Here is a 16,898-nt window from a genome sequence, read left to right on the forward strand (position 1 = left end):
CTTTTCCGGAAGCAAGATCATGAAGACTCGACTCAATTGGTTCGCTTTTGCCAGTGTCCTGTTGGCCACCGGCACCCTCACACCGGGACTTGCCAGCGCGGGTGCAGGCGTGCGCGTTTGCACGTTTCCCGGCAGTCCATCGATCGCGCTCGACGAGGCGGTCGCGCGCGAAGCGCTTCGCACCGCCGGTATTTCGCTGTCGCTTGCTCCCGGAGGATTCGACGGTAGTGATGACGACGGTGTTTCGCTGAAGGAGCTCAACAAAGCGCTTGCGCGAAAATGCGACGTGATTGCCGGCTTTCCGCGTTCGACAATTGCCGATGGCTCGGGCAGCAAGATGACCTTCTCGCGCGGCTATCTGCGCTCTGGTTACGTCAGCGTCACCACGCGCGACGCGACCGCGCCGGCCGGCGGTGCGGAAGTCGTTGCGGCTACCTATGCGAGCCCTGCGCAACTCATCGCGGTACAGCAACCCAACGTCAAGCTCGACCTGGAGAATACGGCGGCACTCACGGTCGACGCCGTGGCGAGCGGGCATGCACAACGCGCGATCGTCTGGTACCCGGCGGTCGTGGCTTATGCGGCCACGCATCCCGAGCAGCATTTCCGGATTTCGGGTGCCGCCTCGCCGTATGCCGACTGGCAACTGGTGTTCGCGTTCGGGAAGAACGGCGCGGCGTTGCAGCCGCGCATCGACGCCGCGCTGCAGAAGATGGCCTCCGATGGCCGGCTGGCAGCCTTGACCCGCAAGTGGATGCTTCCCGAGGCAGATCAGGCCGCCAGGCCATCCGTGGCCACGTTTGCCTATCGCGACGGCCCCGGCCGCAACGATGCGGCGTGGCGCATGATGTCAGCGGCCGATCACGGGGCGCAGCAGGGGCACTTCATCAAAGTCGACGCGAGTGCGGCAGGCGACGCCCCTGGCTTCGACCGCGCGCAGGTGGCGCACGGCAAGACCCTGTACTCGAGTGCGTGCGCGAAATGCCACGGTCCTGGCCTGCAAGGATTGAATGCGCCCGCGTTACGCGGTCCGGCCTTTGCGCCGGCGGCAAACGCGAAGCTGACCATCGGCGGGGTGTATGGATACATGACGAACAATATGCCGGCTGACCGGCCCGGCAAGCTGAAACCGCAGGACTATGCCGACATCATGGCGTTCCTGCTGTATTCGAATGGCTATAGCGCCGGCGCCACCAAGTTGACTGACGACAACGCCAAAGCGTCGAAGACACCGCTCAACGCCGGCACTTCGCAATAGGCTCGAAGGCGTCAACAGCGTTGGTTGGCGCCACAAAAACGGCCCGGCGATTTTCCGTTGTTCACGGATATCGCCGGGCTTTCTCTTTTCTCGATGCCGCAATCTCGTCCCGAATCACCCCAAACTCCCGAATCACCCCAAACGTAACGAGTTATCCCTGCTGCGGAAAATCAGTGGTTGCGCTTGAGCGTCCCGCGCCGGCCGCCGTGCCAGAGTCACGGCCTGTTCGATTTGCCCGTGATGCGCCGATTTTGCACACACCGGGTCGGCGGCTGCAGTGTCTCCAGTCAGCAGATACGCCTGACAGCGGCAACCGCCGTGATCGGTCTCGCGCTCGTCGCAGCTCCGGCATGGTTCGCGCATCCAGCCATCGCCGCGAAAGGCGTTAAACGCATGGCTGTGGTACCAGATATCCGTCAACGCAGTGTCCTGCACGCGGGGCAGGTCCAGACCCGGCAGCGAGCGCGCTGCGTGGCATGGCAGCGCGGTGCCGTCCGGCGCGATGCCGAGAAATACCGAACCCCATCCGTTCATACAGGCCTTGGGGCGTGATTCGAAGTAGTCGGGAACCACGAACAGGATGCGGCAGCGATCACCGACGCGTTCGCGGTATCGGTTGACCGTAGCCTCGGCCTCCTGCAGTTGTTCGGACGTCGGCATCAACTGCTCGCGGTTGAGCATTGCCCAGCCGTAGTACTGCGTGTTCGCCAGTTCAAGGTAGTCGGCACCCATCTCCAGCGCCATGTCGATAATCTGCCCGACGTGCGGCAGGTTATAGCGATGCAGCACGCAATTGAGCACCATCGGGTAGCCGTGCGCCTTGATGAGGCGCGCGACACGCTGTTTCAGGTCGAAGGTCTTCGTGCTGGAGACGAAATCGTTCAGTTCACGCGTCGAGTCCTGAAACGAGAGCTGGATATGGTCGAGACCTGCCTCTTTCAGACCAGCGATGCGCTGCTCGTTAAGTCCGACACCCGAGGTAATCAGATTCGTATAAAAACCGAGTCCACGGGCATGGGCAACCAGTGTTTCGAGGTCATCGCGCACCAGCGGTTCACCGCCAGAGAACCCGATTTGCGCGGCGCCCATGCGGCGCGCCTGCGTGATCACGTCGCGCCACGCGTCCGTGTCGAGTTCCGCGCCGTGACTCGCGAAATCGACGGGGTTGTAGCAGAACGCGCAGTGCAGCGGGCAGCGATACGTGAGCTCCGCCAGCAGCCACAGCGGCGGGGACGGGCGCGTGCCCAGAGTGTCGGTCGTTGTGCTCATGTCAGTCCAGCCAGCCGCGTTGCCGCGCGTGATCGATGAAGCGATACACATCGGCGGCAAGATCGGACGCGTTGAAGAGGTCTTCCAGTTCGTCGATGATGTCGTCCAGTTCCCGCGTTCCGTCACAGCGCGCGAGAATTTCGCCGGCACTTGGATTGAGCTTGACCATGCCTTCTGGATAGAGCAAGACGTAGGCATCCTGAACGTCTTCCCATTGCAGACGGAACATCGTTCGCAGATGCGGCCGCAGACTGGCGTAATCGTGGCGCGGGGCGTTCATACGGGGTACGCCTTTTCGATCGCGTCGAGCATCGACCACAGAATGTCGAGCTTGAAGCGCAGGATGTCGAGGGCACGCTGTTGCGCGTCGGGTGTCTTGAAGTGGCTGAGTGTGACGGCGAGTCCGTGTTCGACGTCGCGCTGGGCAAGCGGAATGCGGCTGCGAAAGTACTGCAAACCTTGCGCATCGATCCACGGGTACAGGTCAGGCCAGCCGGCCAGCCGGTCGCGATGGATCTGCGGCGCGAACATCTCCGTGAGCGAAGAGCAGACCGCTTCCTGCCATGGCGCACGCCGCGCGAAATTGACATAGGCGTCGACGGCGAAGCGCACGCCGGGCAGCACGTGCTCGAGCGACCATAACGCGTTGCGCTCGATGCCGACCGCGTCGGCGAGATGCGCCCATGCTTCAATGCCGCCAGGATTGTCGCCGTGGCCATCGTGATCGTGCAGCCGCTCGATCCAGAGGCGGCGCGTCTGCCGGTCCTCACAATTGGACAGGATTGCAGCGTCCTTAAGCGGGATGTTGATCTGGTAATAGAAGCGGTTGGCAACCCAGCCGCGAATCTGCTGCGGCGAGCACCGGCCGCTATTCATCAGCACATTGAACGGGTGATGAATATGGTAGTGCACGCCGAGCGCGCGCAGGCGCCCTTCGAATTCGGCCGGCGGCCAGGGGGCGGCGTGAGTAACGGCGGTGGGCAGAGGGGCGTTCATGGCTATACCTGGAATTGCATCCCGTCGCGTGCCACTTCGATACCGCGTGCGCGTATCACGGCGTGTTCGGCGGAGTGCGGGTCGAGAATCGGATTGGTGTTGTTGATGTGAATCAGCACCTTGTGTGTCGCGCTGGGCAATGCATCGAGTAGTTGAACCATGCCTGGCTGGCCACGGTGTCCGCACTGCGCAAGATGGCCCATGTCGGCCGCCAGGTGGGTCGACAGACCAAGGTCGATCATCTCCGTGGCGGACCAGAACGTGCCGTCAACCAGAACGAGTTGAGCAGAGCGCATCGCATCGAGCACGGGTTCCGGTGCGCTCGCGAGACCGGGCGCGTAGAAGACGCGTGCGCCGCTAGCAAGGTCTTCGATGAGTAATGCGATGTTGTCTCCGGGTGCGGCTTCCGTGCGACGGGGGGAATAGGGCGGCGCTTTGCTCTCAATCGGCAACGCGGTGAAACGGATGCCTGCCGCAGGGGAGATTGTGAACGGTTGATCGAGCGTGATCTCGTGACGCTCGACACCGCAGTAGTGTTCGAGCAGTGGAACCAGCGGTAACCCGGTGGAGAGGTCGTCGAACACGGGAGCGCACGCATACAACGGCAGGGGCGTGGTGCGTTCGCGCAGCATCAGCAAACCGGTGACGTGATCGATCTGTGCGTCGATCAGCACCACGGCTGCGATGGCGCTATCGCGGATCGAGCGGCCGGGTTGCAGTTCCGGATTCGCGCGCAATTGAGCGAGCAGATCCGGCGAGGCGTTGATCAGAATCCAGTCTATGCCGTTATCGCTCACTGCAATCGACGACTGGGTACGCGGCAACACGTCGCCGGTTTGATAACGGGCCCGGTTGCAGTTCGCGCAGTTGCAGTTCCATTGGGGCAATCCGCCGCCTGCGCCTGAACCAAGAATCTTGATCTTCATGAGCGATACTCCGGGCGCCGTCACGCGCACTCACTGAGAGAGGCGTGCGGCGCTTCATCGTTGCTTCAGCGATTGGCGATGTACATCGTGATTTCAAAACCGAAACGCAGATCGGAATAAGCGGGGGTAGTCCATTGCATGGTTGTCTCCTTGATTGCGACATGTGATTGAGAAACCGCATTGAGTAAGCGGTCATATCGATCGAATGCAAAGTCTGTGCCGGGCCAGTAACTCCGTACCGCCTGGGCATACCAAGGCCGACACATGTTTGGCATGCCGAACGGATGCGTTTTTGTGAATGAATGCGAGGCTTGTCACGCAAAATCTCACCGTACATATCGATGAAACCTGCTACGCACTGTTCAATTCGAGTACACCGTTGTTGCAAATTGGAGCACTTGTGGCACAGGCGCGTCAGGTCGCGTCGTCGGTGTCGCCTGCACACTGCGCCGGCAGCTTGCGATATATCGTATTACGTGAGACCCCAAGCGCACGGGCGGCGGCCGACACGTTGCCGCCATGCTGCGCTACGGCCTTGGCGATGACGCTGACAGCGACATCCTCCAGGCGTCCACTTGGGAGCTGCAATGTGTCAACCGCGCCTGTAGGCGCTGCAGCAATGGTGCGCAAGCCGTCGAAAAAGTCATCGGGCAAATGCTCGCGACGGATCTCGCCGTCCGCATCGACCATCGCGGCAGCTGTACGCAGAAGATTGCCGAGCTGACGAAAGTTTCCCGGCCACGCGCACTGCTCGAACAATGCCATCACGTCTTGGGCGACGCTCAGGCGCTGCACATCGGCGCTTTCGGAAGACGCGCATTGCAGCATCTTCTGGATCACGGCGGACAGATCCGTGCGCTCGCGCAGTGGCGGTAATTTGACCACCATGCCGTTCAGGCGGTAATACAGGTCTTCGCGGAACCGGTTCTGCGCGATCATGTCACGCAGGTCGCGGTGGGTCGCGCAAATGATGGCGATATCGACCGGTATCGACTTCGAGGAGCCAAGCGGATTGACGAGGCGCTCCTGCAGCACGCGCAACAGCCGAACTTGCAGCGGATAGGGCATGTCGCCAATTTCGTCGAGAAATAGCGTGCCGCCGTTGGCCTGCAGTAATTTGCCGGTAGCGCCTTTGCGCCGCGCGCCGGTGAACGCGCCTTCCTCATAGCCGAACAGCTCGGATTCGATCAGCGTTTCCGGGATCGACGCGCAATTCACCGCGACGAAGGAACCTGAGCGTCGCGGCGAGTCGTTGTGGATCGCCTGGGCCAGCAATTCCTTGCCGGTACCTGTCTCTCCAGTGATCAGGATTGGAATGTCTTTGCCGATTACTTTGCGGATTTTGGCGATCACGGCGGTGATCTGCGGGTCGCCAGTGTCCAGATAGCTGAGTTTCGATAGGGCGCCCGCGGCCGGCGCTGGCAACTCGACGCGGTGCGCCGTGCGTGACTCACGACGCTCCTGCTGCGGCCAGCGGTCATCGGCGTGTGTCGCGCGCCGGAACTCGACGTGTGCGCAGACCACCGAGCCGTTGTTCAGATTCAACGACAGATGCCGGTCCCGGCTGACTCGCAGATGGTCGATCAGTTGCGCGCTTGTGAGACCGAATAGCGATGACAGGGTATGCGCGCGCAGGCCGGCGAGCGGCATGCCCAACTGGAATTGCGCACTGCGATTGGCCGACAGGAAGCGGCCGTCGCAGGTAAACGCGACGATGCCCTCCATCAAGGTACCGAGAAATTCAGGGCGACCATGAAAAGCAATCTGCAACGTTTCGCGAAAGGTATTGGTAAACAGATGGTTTTCGATCATCTGCACGGACATTTTCGCTAGCGCCATGGTGTGCTGGTGATAGCTGCGATGATCGCCGGTGACGTCGAGCACGCCGATCAGATCGCCATACGGATCGAGGATCGGCACACTGGAGCAGGTTAGAAAGCGATTGGCTGCCAGATAATGTTGTTCGCCATGGACGACCGTCGGACATTGCTCGGCCAGCGCTGTGCCGATCGCATTCGTGCCTTGCCGGTCTTCAGCCCAGTTCGCGCCTGGGCGCAGTGCGACTTTCTCCGCCCGCCGTAGAAAGTCATCGTCGCCGATCGAATGAAGGACTAGCCCTTGGGCGTCGGTCAACACGATCATGCTCTGCGTGTTGACGATCTGCTCGTGCAGCGTTTCCATCACCGGTGTGGCATGCGCGCAAAGGACACGGCTTTGCTCCAGCTTCAACGCGAGTTCGGCGGCCGGTAGCACGTCATAATCCGGCCGCATCGAGGCGCTCAGACCAAAGGTTTCGGAGCGTTCGTGGGATTTCTGAATCGACGGCGTGAGCCAGCTAGGCTCACGAGCCGCGATTGATGTTGCGGCGGGATAGACCTCATCGCGCATTGTCTCCTCCTGCGGGTCGGCCCCGGTCGTTTGCCGGGGTTGTGCGGATACTAAGGCAAGCAAGTCTCGCGCCAGGCCGGCGGTAATCGCGCGCCGGCAGCGCATCGTCGCCGTTATGGTTGCGCCACGGCGGGTGGTCGCCCAAGCCGGTTCGCCGCAGCCGCTCGGGCGATGCGGGATTACGCATATTCATCCCGATGCGCATAAGTGGTTTGATCTGAATCAATGCCAGTGAAATGCGCCGCCCCATCGGCAAAACGTTGGCTTCGCGGCCAGGTCCACCTGCGCCAGTGTCTTCACCATTGATACAAATCAATTCACGTGAAAGGGAGGCGCAGATGATGGATTTGCGGCTGCCGTCAGCCCAGATTAGCGCGTCTTAGCGTGGTTCCCGATGAAGCTGGGTCGGGACTTGAAGCCCGACATTCCTGTGGAGGTAGCCAATGGGAGTCGGCATGCAAATGACGGACCTCAGTTTCGCTGGATCTGCGCCAATCGAAGCCGAAGCTGGCGTGCAGTTAGTGCGCATCGGGCGGATGTTGCGTCGGCTGCGCAGTTGATCCGTCGTGAGGCCTGCCGTGCTGAAGGAGTTCGTAATCGACTTGCAAGAGAAGGTGATCATGTACAAAGATATCCTGGTGGCACTGGATGGCAGCCACGCCTCGAAGGGGGCGCTCAAGGAGGCTATCCGGATGGCGAAGGTGGCTAACGGAACGGTGACGGCGGTGTACGTGCTTGACCGTTTTGCGATGTTTGCCTATTCGGCCAATTACGACCAGTTTGCGATGGTCGAGGCATTACGTGTTGAAGGTGATCGAGTACTGGCGGATGCGCATCAGGAGGCGACCGAGAGCAACGTTGTGTGCAAGGTCGATACGGTCGAGACGGACAACATCAGCGAAGATGTCGCTAGCTGCTTGCTGCGTTACGTACAGGGGCGCAGCGCGGATCTTGTCGTAATGGGTACGCACGGACGCCGCGGGATGCAACGCATAAAGCTAGGAAGCGTCGCCGAGCGGTTTCTTCGGTCCTCGACCTGCCCGGTGTTGCTGGTTCGCGACGCAATCGTTCCAACCTGAGCTTTGCGAATGCGAGGCAGCAACTAGATGCCTGACATCGTCGTAGATCAAATCGAACGAGAGCGTGCAAAAGTTGGGGAAGTCGATTTCGTCAGGCCGCCCTGGCTTACGGCATGGTTGCACGGTCTGTTCTGTTCGTTGGCCGGTGCCGGCCGGGCGATGCTGCGTCGATGCATTTGCCGTGACGCGAGCCAGCTGACTGCCCTGGATGGTCTTGTCAAACTTACACCATGTCGCCGCCGCGCTTGTTGTTTCTCACAGCTTGCCATGTGCGGAAAGAATTTCGAGTGCCCGCACCGCCTTCTTGAACGCACATAGAATAGCCGCTTCAGCGCTGTCGTATACGCAACGTACGATGCGTCTCAGTGCGTGCGCGGCAGTCCGGATTTCAAGCCGAACTTCGTACAGACTACATCCCGAGCGCTGGCGCAAATGCTCGATCATGAGTCGACAATCCGAGAGGTAGCTCCCGTACGGTTCAAGGCGCAACAATTGCACGGCTGCTTCTGCCTCCAAGGACGCGGTTCCCGAGAGGCCGAGATAGGTTATCTGCATACCAATTCCCATCGTCGACTCCCAGTCTAAATCGCTAGATCTTGCGAACGGTGTGTAGCCGTTCGCTGGATCATTGCACCGATCGGGTCGGGTTGGTTGACTCTGATCAACGAAATGAAGGTACTTACCTGCCGGTCAGCTGTTCTGTCCGAGGATGCTTTTGTAACTCATTTGATCGCTCCGGGCTACGCTCGAGATCGGCACTGCCTTTGATGCAGATCATAGGGTTACTCGTCACGCCCTTTATATTTTGTTCCATGGGACTCAGGCGATCGCAAGTTGAGGATGCCGCATCCACGGGTAAGAGGGGGGATATGCAAACGTCGGCTCCGCAAAACGCCGTAAAGATAATCCTTAGGGAACACCAGCAGCTATCGATGGTCATCACCGGGATGCAACGCTTTGTCAAGCAGCTCGGTGCCGGCTTCGATGCACCTAGGCCGATGATGCTTCGGTCCATGCTGTTTTACATTAGCGAATATCCCGAGCAGCTGCATCATCCCAAGGAGGAGCGCTATCTGTTCGCGCGCTTGCGGCATCGTGCCAACGACCTCGACAAAACGATCGACGAGCTCGAGAAACAGCACGCTCAAGGCAAAGTGCGATTGCGAGACATCGAACATGCGTTGACCCGATACGAACTGGCCGGCGAGTCCGCTCTCGCGGTATTGCGCGAGATGGTCGAAAAATACGCCGTGTTTTCCGCAAATCACAAGCGTCTGGAAGAAGACGTGATTCTACCTGCCGCGCGTCAATGGCTGACGGAGGTGGACTGGAGCGAACTGAATGAGGCGTTTGGAAAAAACCGCGATCCGTTCGCCGGGGTCAAGGTCGAGGCAGATCTCGGCCGCCTCTTTGCAATGATCGTCAGGGCCACCCGGGAACCTTAATTGTCTTCGCCGACTGAATTCTGGCCTAACGGAGGGTCAAAATTTGGTGAATATCAACATACATGGGGCGCCGCCCCTTGCTGCCGGGACTCAAGGATCTGCTGGTCAATCTGCTCAAGCCGGTTCTTCAACGGCTGCAATCGAGATTGATCCGCTTCAACGAACGATCGGGGAACAGCGCATATCGAGGTACCGCAACAGGTAGGCATGTCCGGAGGTCGGGCACCGCCCGGGGACGGCTTGCGTATCAGAAAACGGGAACCTCGAACGATGGACGCAACCCATCCGAGATGGCGCTTGTGAGAGGATGCAAATGGACATCAGTTCAAGAGATTTTCACGTGGGGGAAGCACAAGCCGTCAACCTTCGAAAGTGGCCAACGGTGAGGGAGCCGAGTTACACATCAAAGGAACACTATCAACGGCTGCTGGCGCAGCACGTTGCGAAGCTTAGCTCGCTGCAACAGCTTCTTTACGCATCGAACCGCTATGCCATTCTGCTGATCTTCCAAGCGATGGATGCTGCGGGAAAAGATGGAGCGATCAAGCATGTGATGTCCGGCGTAAACCCGCAAGGCTGTGAGGTATACAGCTTCAAACACCCGAGCGCCATGGAATTGCAGCACGATTTTCTCTGGCGAACCACCCGTAACTTACCGGAACGAGGACGGATCGGTATCTTCAACCGGTCCTATTACGAGGAAGTGCTGATCGCCCGCGTGCATCCCGAGATTTTGCGCAGCGAAGGCGTGCCGGGTGTGCAGAATGGCCGCGGTGCGGTCTGGCGCGACCGCTATCGCTCCATCGTCGACCTCGAGCGGCACCTCTGGGCAAACGGAACACGCATCATCAAGATCTACCTCCATCTCTCGAAGGAGGAACAGCGCAAGCGTTTCCTTCAACGTATCGATGAGCCGGAAAAAAACTGGAAATTCAGCCTTGCTGACATCGAGGAGAGGAAGTTCTGGAACCAGTACATGAAGGCTTATGAGGAGTGCCTCGGCGCGACCAGCACCGAGCATGCGCCCTGGTATGTCGTGCCTGCCGACGATAAAGAGAACGCGCGCCTGATCGTGTCGCAAATTCTCCTCGATACGCTCAACGAACTCAAAATGACATACCCCAAACCAACCAGGATCCGCCGCGAGGAATTGCAGGCCATCCGCAAGCAACTCGCGAAGTGACGATGCCGATTGCCTTGCCTCAACCCGGTGATCAACACGAGTCCGGCCGCGAGCGGAATGCGCGTTGCCAGACTGCCTCCGGCCATTCCTCCTGCCACGGCCGCAATGACGGCCGCAGACGAGGACGTAGCCGATGCGATCGCGAAGCGGCTACGCCCGAGCAGGCCATGGCCGACGAGACTAAGGTGGTAGCGTGTTTCTCGCGAAGCACAGTGAAAATGTCCCTCCGGGTATCGATGGGTGGCGTCGCCAGCTAGCCTCGCAGAACTCGCGCTACAGCGCGTACTGCAAAGCCAGGTCGAAACCGATGACGACTAGCGAACAGCCTAGGCCTGCAAGGAGATTTGCGACCCGATGTTCGAAATCGTGATCCCGGCTCATCCATGCCCCAATCAGGAAAATGCCTTCAAAGACAACCTGGAGCGCAACGAAAACAAGCATCAGCAGAAACTCGTAACCCATGAACCTGAAGTTCGCGAAATTCATCCCGTAATCGAAAATCCACCTGCCTACCCGATGCGCCTCATATATCAGCAACAGGATCGGAAAGAGGTAACTGGCAACATAAGTCGGCACGCTTGCGTGCCGTAGTTCCAGGTGAAAGTGACGAACAGCTTGCATATCTCCTCCCGCGTTGGCGTTTGGCGCTCAAAAAAACTTTGTTCAATGACGCGGCCACGGATCCCACTGATCAGCATTTGCGTCACGTGACCGGCCGTCCATCGCAACGCACGGCCGAACTGCTAACTTTCCGTCTCAGGGATCGTCTTGACGATCATCGAGAATAATTTGCCGAGATCGTCTTCAAGTTTTACTCCGTCGAATGGATCGCGATTCGCTCCAAAAGCGGCGTCGATTTTTTCCCAGTCTTCGTTTGTCAGCAGACGTCTGGCGGCCGGCAATATCAACGTCTCTTCCATACACCGGTGGTCTGCATGGAATTCGGCATACGTATCCACCATGGCTCGCAGTTCGCGAAGGGCGGGCGCCCCCTTCAATTCATACCGGGTCAGCGCGTGCTCGATATTCCTCAACCGCACGTCACCTTGAGCATGTTGAGACTCCAGTTCCGTAAGGACGTGGTCAAATTCATCCGTCCGATCCCGCAGCGGCGTGAACAGATAGCGATCCTCTTTAGGATGGTGCACCTGCTGAGGGTACTCGCGGATGTAATAAAGCATTGCCCGTAGCACCATGAGGCCCGGAGCGGGCATACCCGCTGCCAGCAGACCCACAAAGCGCCGCATGCCCTCTATCACGGTCGACATCTGCTCGTGTTCGTGAAGGATGACGGCTATGGCACTGCGCGATCCCACAGACTGCATATCAAACTCCGCAGAAGGACATGAAAAGCATTGGCGAATCGATTTTCTGCTTAACACCAACGGCATGAGCAAGAAGCTGCGCCGATACCTTAATGCTAGGCATCCGCCGCTCGACATCAAAGCGCAGCAACGCCACTGCTTTGATGGAGATCAACGGTGGTGCGGACATGGTGGTCCATTGGGTCAGCGCCAGCCGACCCCATGAATGGGCACCGCTTATCTGGATTGCGGATAGATGGCAATAGGAGAAGATTCGGCCGGACAGTTCCAATACCGTGAAAGAGGCGAGGAGCGCGACGACGAGTAAAAGTAAAACCAATATTGAATAGTAGATACCTTTCGTTACGGTGGTCCCTACCCTGGCGATGCTACACAACGATTGGGTTGACGCCGGGATTTAGACCTGGATTTAGACCCTGGTCAAACGGAAGCATGGAACGGCGCAGAAGACAATGCAGTTCACCGCCGGCAAGGCATTTATACGGGAGCAGCGGCCAGCGCGAAGCAGCGGTGTTGCAAAAAATATTCTACCGGCGCTGCGCGAGCATGTCGTCGACGACCGGAACAGCAGCGAGAGTAAGAAGTACGACAGCAAGGGGAATGGTCGCCATAAACCCCAGTTGCTTGAAGCCTACGGCGCCTGTCAGGCCGCCTGCGAGAAACGACAATAACAGCGATCCGAGGATACGCAGTTTCTGGCGATCTGCACGGACTGCGCTTCCGCTCGTTGCGCCAATGTTCCAGTAAAAGAACTTGCCGAGTTCGATGCCGATATCAGTCACCAGGCCGGTGACATGCGTCGTGCGTATCTCCGCTTTTGAGATCTTTGTGATCATGGCGTTCTGCAGACCCATCACATAGCACAGAAGACAGACGGTCGCCGGCACGAAAAGGACGCGATGGGTCTCGAGATGTGTGCCAAGCAGGCCAAAGCAGAGGAGCAGCGTAGCCTCGAGCATCAACGGCATTGCATACAGGCTGTGCAATTGCCGGCGACGCCCCCAGTTGATCATGATTGCGGACGTGGCGGCCCCGAAAAGGAACGACAACAAGGAGCTCAGTCCCGTAACGACGGCATTGATTTCGCCGAGCGCGAGGTTGTCGGCGAGCGACGACACAATGCCCGACATGTGTGATGTGTATTGCCCCACAGCGAGGAAGCCGCCGGCGTTGGCCGCGCCGGCGACAAAAGCTAGCGATCGTCCCAGGCGCAGATTCGCCGCGTCGCTGCGCTCAGGTTTCGTGAATCCTCGAAGATAGTTGATCGGCATGCCGACATTTTATCCGTATTCGCGGCGCCGCACGATAGCCGCCGCCTGCTTTCAAGCGCTGCGGAGTCCCTCGGTGACCGTTACGGTCACGTCGATCTCCTGAGCGACGGTTCCCACCGGCAGCACCGTACGTCCATGTGTCTCGTTGATGATTTCCGCCGCCGACAGGTAGAAAGCCAGCAGCGCCGTCAGCAGGCCGAGGTAGCCGCCGGCGTGGTGCAACCACACGAGGCCGGTCCATTCGCTCGCTGCCAGCACGAAGAAAGTGACCCACAGAGACAGAAACACCAGTTGCAATGCGCGCGGCGCACGCCATGTCGCGACCCACATATAAAGCGTGAACACGCCCCACAGGAACAGATACCAGCCGACGAACGCCGCGGGCACGGTGCCGTGCAGGAACAGCACGAAGAGGGCGAGCGACCACCAGAACGCACCATAGCTCAGAAAGGCCGTCGCGCCGAACGTATTGCCGCGTGGTATTTCCATGAGTCCGGCGAGTGCCTGCGCGGTGCCGCCATAAGCGAAAGCGACGGCGAGCACCATGCCCATCGAATCGCCGCTGAACCAGCCGGCGTTGATCATGCTGAGCAGCCAGGTCGTCAAGGCAAAACCGGCCAGGCCGAGTGCAGCGGGATTAGGGGCTTTGATATTCATGATGAATTCCTCATGCAAATAGGAGTAGACATGGATTGCGCGACCGTCGTGAAGACGCGCGCCGCGCAAGGGTCACATCGCAATCGAACGTCGGACCACTGGAGCGTTCAGACCGAATCGGCGAACTGGGAAATCACAGCGGGATTCTCGACAGTCGACGTGTCCTGCGAAATTGCTTCGCCTTTCGCGACTGAGCGCAACAACCGGCGCACGACCTTGCCGGAGCGAGTCTTGGGCATTGCGTCGCCGAACCGGATGTCTTTCGGTTTTGCGATTGGACCGATTTCCTTGGCGACCCAGGCGCGCAACTCGTCCGCTACGCGCTTCACCTCAGCACCGGTGGGCCGCGCCGTTTTCAGCACGATGAAGGCGACGATGGCTTCTCCGAACGTTTCATCCGGACGCCCGACGACCGCAGCTTCGGCGACGAGCGGATGGGCCGCCAGTGCCGATTCGATTTCCATCGTGCCCATGCGGTGGCCGGACACGTTCAGCACGTCATCGATACGACCGGTGATCGTGAAGTAGCCTGTGTCGCGGTCGCGAATCGCGCCGTCGCCGGCGAGGTACAGCTTGCCGCCGAGCTCGTCGGGGTAGTAGCCGTTGCGAAAGCGCTCTGGATTGCCCCAGATCGTGCGGATCATTGACGGCCACGGCTTGCGGATGACGAGCACGCCGCCCTGCCCATTGGCCACTTCATGGCCGGTTTCGTCGACGATCGCCGCGTCGATGCCAGGCAGCGGCAGCGTGCACGATCCCGGCACGAGCGGGGTAGCGCCCGGCAACGGCGAGATCATGTGGCCGCCCGTCTCAGTCTGCCAGAACGTGTCGAGTACCGGACAGCGGCCGCCGCCGACATGTTCGGCGTACCAGTTCCATGCACTCGGGTTGATCGGCTCGCCGACCGTACCGAGAATGCGCAGGCTGCTCAGGTCGAAGCTGCGAGGATGCACAGCGGTGTCAGCCTCGGCGCTTTTGATGAGAGACCGGATGGCGGTCGGCGCGGTGTAGAAGATGCTGACCTGATGGCGCTGGATCATGTCCCAGAAACGGCCGGCATTCGGATAGGTGGGCACCCCTTCGAAGATCACCTGGGTTGCGCCGACGGCGGTAGGGCCATAGCAGATATACGTGTGACCGGTGATCCAGCCGATGTCGGCGGTACACCAGAAGACATCGGCCGGCTTGATGTCGAAGGTCCATTTCATCGTCATGGCGGCCCACAGCAGATAACCGCCGGTACTGTGCTGCACGCCTTTGGGCGCGCCGGTCGACCCCGAGGTGTACAGCACGAATAGCGGATGTTCGGCGCCGACCCATTCCGGCTCGCAGGTATCCGGCTGGTTTCGTTCGAGCTCGTGCAGCCACGTGTCGCGTCCCGCGATCCAGGGGATCCGGCCGCCGGTACGCCGATAGATGACGACTGTTTTGACGGCTTCGGCGCCGCCCATCGCAAGGGCTTCGTCGACGATTGTCTTGAGCGGCAGTGTCTTGCCGCCGCGCACCTGTTCGTCGGCCGTCATCACTGCCACCGCGCCGACATCGACCATCCGTTCGTGTAGCGATTTGGCGGAAAAGCCGCCGAACACGACGGAGTGCGGCGCGCCAATACGCGCACATGCCAGCATGGCGGCGACGCCTTCCACCGACATCGGCATGTAAATCACCACCCGGTCGCCTTTCTTTACGCCGCGCGCGCGCAGTGCGTTGGCGAGTCTGCACACGCGGTGATAGAGCTCCTGGTATGTGACGCGAGTGACCTTACCGTCGTCGGCCTCGAACACGATGGCCGTTTTGCCGGCAAGTCCGTTGGCAAGGTTGCGATCGAGGCAGTTGTATGAAGCGTTGAGTTCGCCGTCTTCGAACCATTGATAGAACGGTACGTTCGAATCGTTGAGGACCTTCGTGAATGGTCGGCGCCACTCGAGATGCTCTCTGGCAAGGCGCGCCCAGAACGCTTCGTGATCGCGCTCGGCCTCGGCCACGAGCGCATGGTAAGCCTCCATGCCGTCGATGCTTGCGTGCTTGAGCGCGGGGATCCGCGCCGCCGTAGTGTTGAGGTCATTAAGCTCGATGGTAGACATCCAGTGTCTCCTCACGTGAAAGTCAGGGATAAGGCAACGCCTGGAACGGCGAGTCGCCTGAAGGAAGGCTCTTGATGGCCGTGGTGCCGGTGCGTGCGTAGAGGTCAACTATGACCGCGCGGCCGATCGTCGGGTTGATACACATCAAGGGAAGGACTGGGTGGAAGAGCGGCCGGTGCTTGATGCAAATCAATCGCAATACCTCCGGCGGGGCGATGATGAGTTCGTCATTGACTGTTCGAGAATGTCACGCCGGTACGGAGTCGTGTGCTTTGAGCATAAGGGGGCATCATGGTCCAGGCAGAACCCAGAATCATCCTGGCGGCGGTGGCCGTTTTTACGGCATTGGCGGGTCTGGGTGCAACTATCCGCGGTTTGCTGTTCGACAGTTCCGCTTTTATCCACTATGGTGCGCTGGCTCTGATTGTCGGCGTTGCCAGTTTCGTTATCCTGCTGATGCCAACGACCGGAGACGACACTTAGCCCATCGCGCGTGAAGCGCGTGCCTACGTCGGTGTTGTTGCCCGCTTCAGGCTTTGACCGTGCCGCATGCCCGAGCCGGCGTATCTGATGATGCCGCGTGCTCACTCGGTTCGAGCCGCAAAGCGCCCCAGCCGAGTGGGGCAAACACGCGCCCGCCCGCGAGTTCGACCTGCTCCACAAATGACTCGAGCGTGATGCCCGCCATGATGTGAATCGGTGCATTGCCGGCAAAACTTTGCGTACGCAGCCATGGCATCTCGCCGCGATTGATTTCGTTGGCGCTGCGCTCTTTGCCGTCATAGCCGAGATCGGGGGGATACAGCGGACCATCGAAGGCGACGGTCAGGATCTGCTCGGGACTATCGCTATAAGGGGGGGCCGGCGTGCTGTTCATAAGGCACGCGTTCCCAGCCGTCGCCCCATTGCTGGTCGAGCGTCAAACGCGTGAAATAGGCCCAGGGCGCGCGCACGAAGCAGAGACCGTACGCATGACGCACGCCGTCAAGATTGGCAATCATTCCCACAGTAGCACCT

18 protein-coding genes and 1 pseudogene are annotated in these 16,898 nt (G+C 59.8%); 5 read left to right on the forward strand and 14 right to left on the reverse strand.

From position 1 onward, the window contains the following. Positions 1 to 19: 19 nt before the first annotated feature. Positions 20 to 1,258: a c-type cytochrome gene (locus tag KHO31_RS17665; RefSeq protein WP_211623802.1), complete on the forward strand. Its 1,239-nt coding sequence runs from the start codon at positions 20 to 22 to the stop codon at positions 1,256 to 1,258. A 132-nt stretch (positions 1,259 to 1,390) separates the two neighbouring features. Here the strand turns inward: KHO31_RS17665 and pqqE are convergent, their stop codons facing one another. From pqqE to KHO31_RS17695, 6 genes are all read right to left on the reverse strand, one after another. Continuing rightward, positions 1,391 to 2,527: a pyrroloquinoline quinone biosynthesis protein PqqE gene (gene pqqE / locus KHO31_RS17670; protein ID WP_211623804.1), complete on the reverse strand. Its 1,137-nt coding sequence runs from the start codon at positions 2,525 to 2,527 to the stop codon at positions 1,391 to 1,393. Between the two features lies 1 nt (position 2,528). After that, positions 2,529 to 2,807: a pyrroloquinoline quinone biosynthesis peptide chaperone PqqD gene (pqqD, locus tag KHO31_RS17675; protein ID WP_201086177.1), complete on the reverse strand. Its 279-nt coding sequence runs from the start codon at positions 2,805 to 2,807 to the stop codon at positions 2,529 to 2,531. Then, a complete protein-coding gene (gene pqqC / locus KHO31_RS17680; protein WP_211623806.1) occupies positions 2,804 to 3,523 on the reverse strand; it encodes a pyrroloquinoline-quinone synthase PqqC in 720 nt (239 codons plus the stop codon). Before pqqC ends, pqqD begins: the two co-directional genes overlap by 4 nt. A gap of 2 nt (positions 3,524 to 3,525) precedes the next feature. After that, positions 3,526 to 4,449 (reverse strand): pyrroloquinoline quinone biosynthesis protein PqqB, encoded by a 924-nt coding sequence (gene pqqB, locus KHO31_RS17685; protein WP_211623808.1) that lies wholly within the window; start codon positions 4,447 to 4,449, stop codon positions 3,526 to 3,528. Between the two features lie 65 nt (positions 4,450 to 4,514). Beyond that, complete coding sequence (gene pqqA, locus KHO31_RS17690) at positions 4,515 to 4,589, reverse strand: pyrroloquinoline quinone precursor peptide PqqA (protein ID WP_007178434.1); 75 nt, start codon at positions 4,587 to 4,589, stop codon at positions 4,515 to 4,517. A 274-nt stretch (positions 4,590 to 4,863) separates the two neighbouring features. Beyond that, positions 4,864 to 6,837: a sigma-54-dependent Fis family transcriptional regulator gene (locus KHO31_RS17695; RefSeq protein ID WP_211623810.1), complete on the reverse strand. Its 1,974-nt coding sequence runs from the start codon at positions 6,835 to 6,837 to the stop codon at positions 4,864 to 4,866. Positions 6,838 to 7,457: 620 nt separating this feature from the next. Between KHO31_RS17695 and KHO31_RS17700 the strand changes: the two genes are divergently transcribed. Continuing rightward, positions 7,458 to 7,916: a universal stress protein gene (locus KHO31_RS17700; RefSeq protein WP_201086181.1), complete on the forward strand. Its 459-nt coding sequence runs from the start codon at positions 7,458 to 7,460 to the stop codon at positions 7,914 to 7,916. Between the two features lie 255 nt (positions 7,917 to 8,171). On the opposite strand, the gene KHO31_RS17705 is transcribed toward KHO31_RS17700, so the two are convergent. Next, complete coding sequence (locus KHO31_RS17705; RefSeq protein ID WP_201079739.1) at positions 8,172 to 8,483, reverse strand: hypothetical protein; 312 nt, start codon at positions 8,481 to 8,483, stop codon at positions 8,172 to 8,174. Between the two features lie 200 nt (positions 8,484 to 8,683). Between KHO31_RS17705 and KHO31_RS17710 the strand changes: the two genes are divergently transcribed. Together KHO31_RS17710 and KHO31_RS17715 are read left to right on the forward strand one after the other, a co-directional pair. After that, positions 8,684 to 9,361 (forward strand): hemerythrin domain-containing protein, encoded by a 678-nt coding sequence (locus tag KHO31_RS17710; protein WP_328822723.1) that lies wholly within the window; start codon positions 8,684 to 8,686, stop codon positions 9,359 to 9,361. Positions 9,362 to 9,674: 313 nt separating this feature from the next. Next, positions 9,675 to 10,544, forward strand: coding sequence for an ADP-polyphosphate phosphotransferase (locus KHO31_RS17715; RefSeq protein WP_201086183.1), 870 nt, complete (start codon positions 9,675 to 9,677; stop codon positions 10,542 to 10,544). Positions 10,545 to 10,817: 273 nt separating this feature from the next. On the opposite strand, the gene KHO31_RS17720 is transcribed toward KHO31_RS17715, so the two are convergent. The 6 genes from KHO31_RS17720 to acs form a co-directional block, all read right to left on the reverse strand. Continuing rightward, a complete protein-coding gene (locus KHO31_RS17720) occupies positions 10,818 to 11,165 on the reverse strand; it encodes a hypothetical protein (protein WP_201079745.1) in 348 nt (115 codons plus the stop codon). Positions 11,166 to 11,287: 122 nt separating this feature from the next. Then, positions 11,288 to 11,869, reverse strand: coding sequence for a hemerythrin domain-containing protein (locus KHO31_RS17725; RefSeq protein WP_201079747.1), 582 nt, complete (start codon positions 11,867 to 11,869; stop codon positions 11,288 to 11,290). Position 11,870: 1 nt separating this feature from the next. Then, entirely contained in the window at positions 11,871 to 12,038 is a 168-nt protein-coding gene (locus KHO31_RS17730) for a hypothetical protein (protein ID WP_201086184.1), read from the reverse strand. A 358-nt stretch (positions 12,039 to 12,396) separates the two neighbouring features. After that, entirely contained in the window at positions 12,397 to 13,140 is a 744-nt protein-coding gene (locus tag KHO31_RS17735; RefSeq protein WP_201086185.1) for a YoaK family protein, read from the reverse strand. Positions 13,141 to 13,191: 51 nt separating this feature from the next. Then, positions 13,192 to 13,797 (reverse strand): acetate uptake transporter, encoded by a 606-nt coding sequence (locus KHO31_RS17740; RefSeq protein ID WP_201079753.1) that lies wholly within the window; start codon positions 13,795 to 13,797, stop codon positions 13,192 to 13,194. Between the two features lie 107 nt (positions 13,798 to 13,904). Further along, complete coding sequence (acs, locus tag KHO31_RS17745) at positions 13,905 to 15,881, reverse strand: acetate--CoA ligase (RefSeq protein WP_201079755.1); 1,977 nt, start codon at positions 15,879 to 15,881, stop codon at positions 13,905 to 13,907. Between the two features lie 291 nt (positions 15,882 to 16,172). Between acs and KHO31_RS17750 the strand changes: the two genes are divergently transcribed. Next, on the forward strand, positions 16,173 to 16,364 hold the full coding sequence (locus KHO31_RS17750) for a DUF2964 family protein (protein WP_201079757.1): 192 nt from the start codon (positions 16,173 to 16,175) through the stop codon (positions 16,362 to 16,364). A 46-nt stretch (positions 16,365 to 16,410) separates the two neighbouring features. Here the strand turns inward: KHO31_RS17750 and KHO31_RS17755 are convergent. After that, positions 16,411 to 16,888, reverse strand: a pseudogene (locus tag KHO31_RS17755) (hypothetical protein). Positions 16,889 to 16,898: the final 10 nt, after the last annotated feature.

Origin of the sequence: Paraburkholderia domus, from assembly GCF_905220705.1 — a bacterium.
Lineage (GTDB): Bacteria > Pseudomonadota > Gammaproteobacteria > Burkholderiales > Burkholderiaceae > Paraburkholderia > Paraburkholderia domus.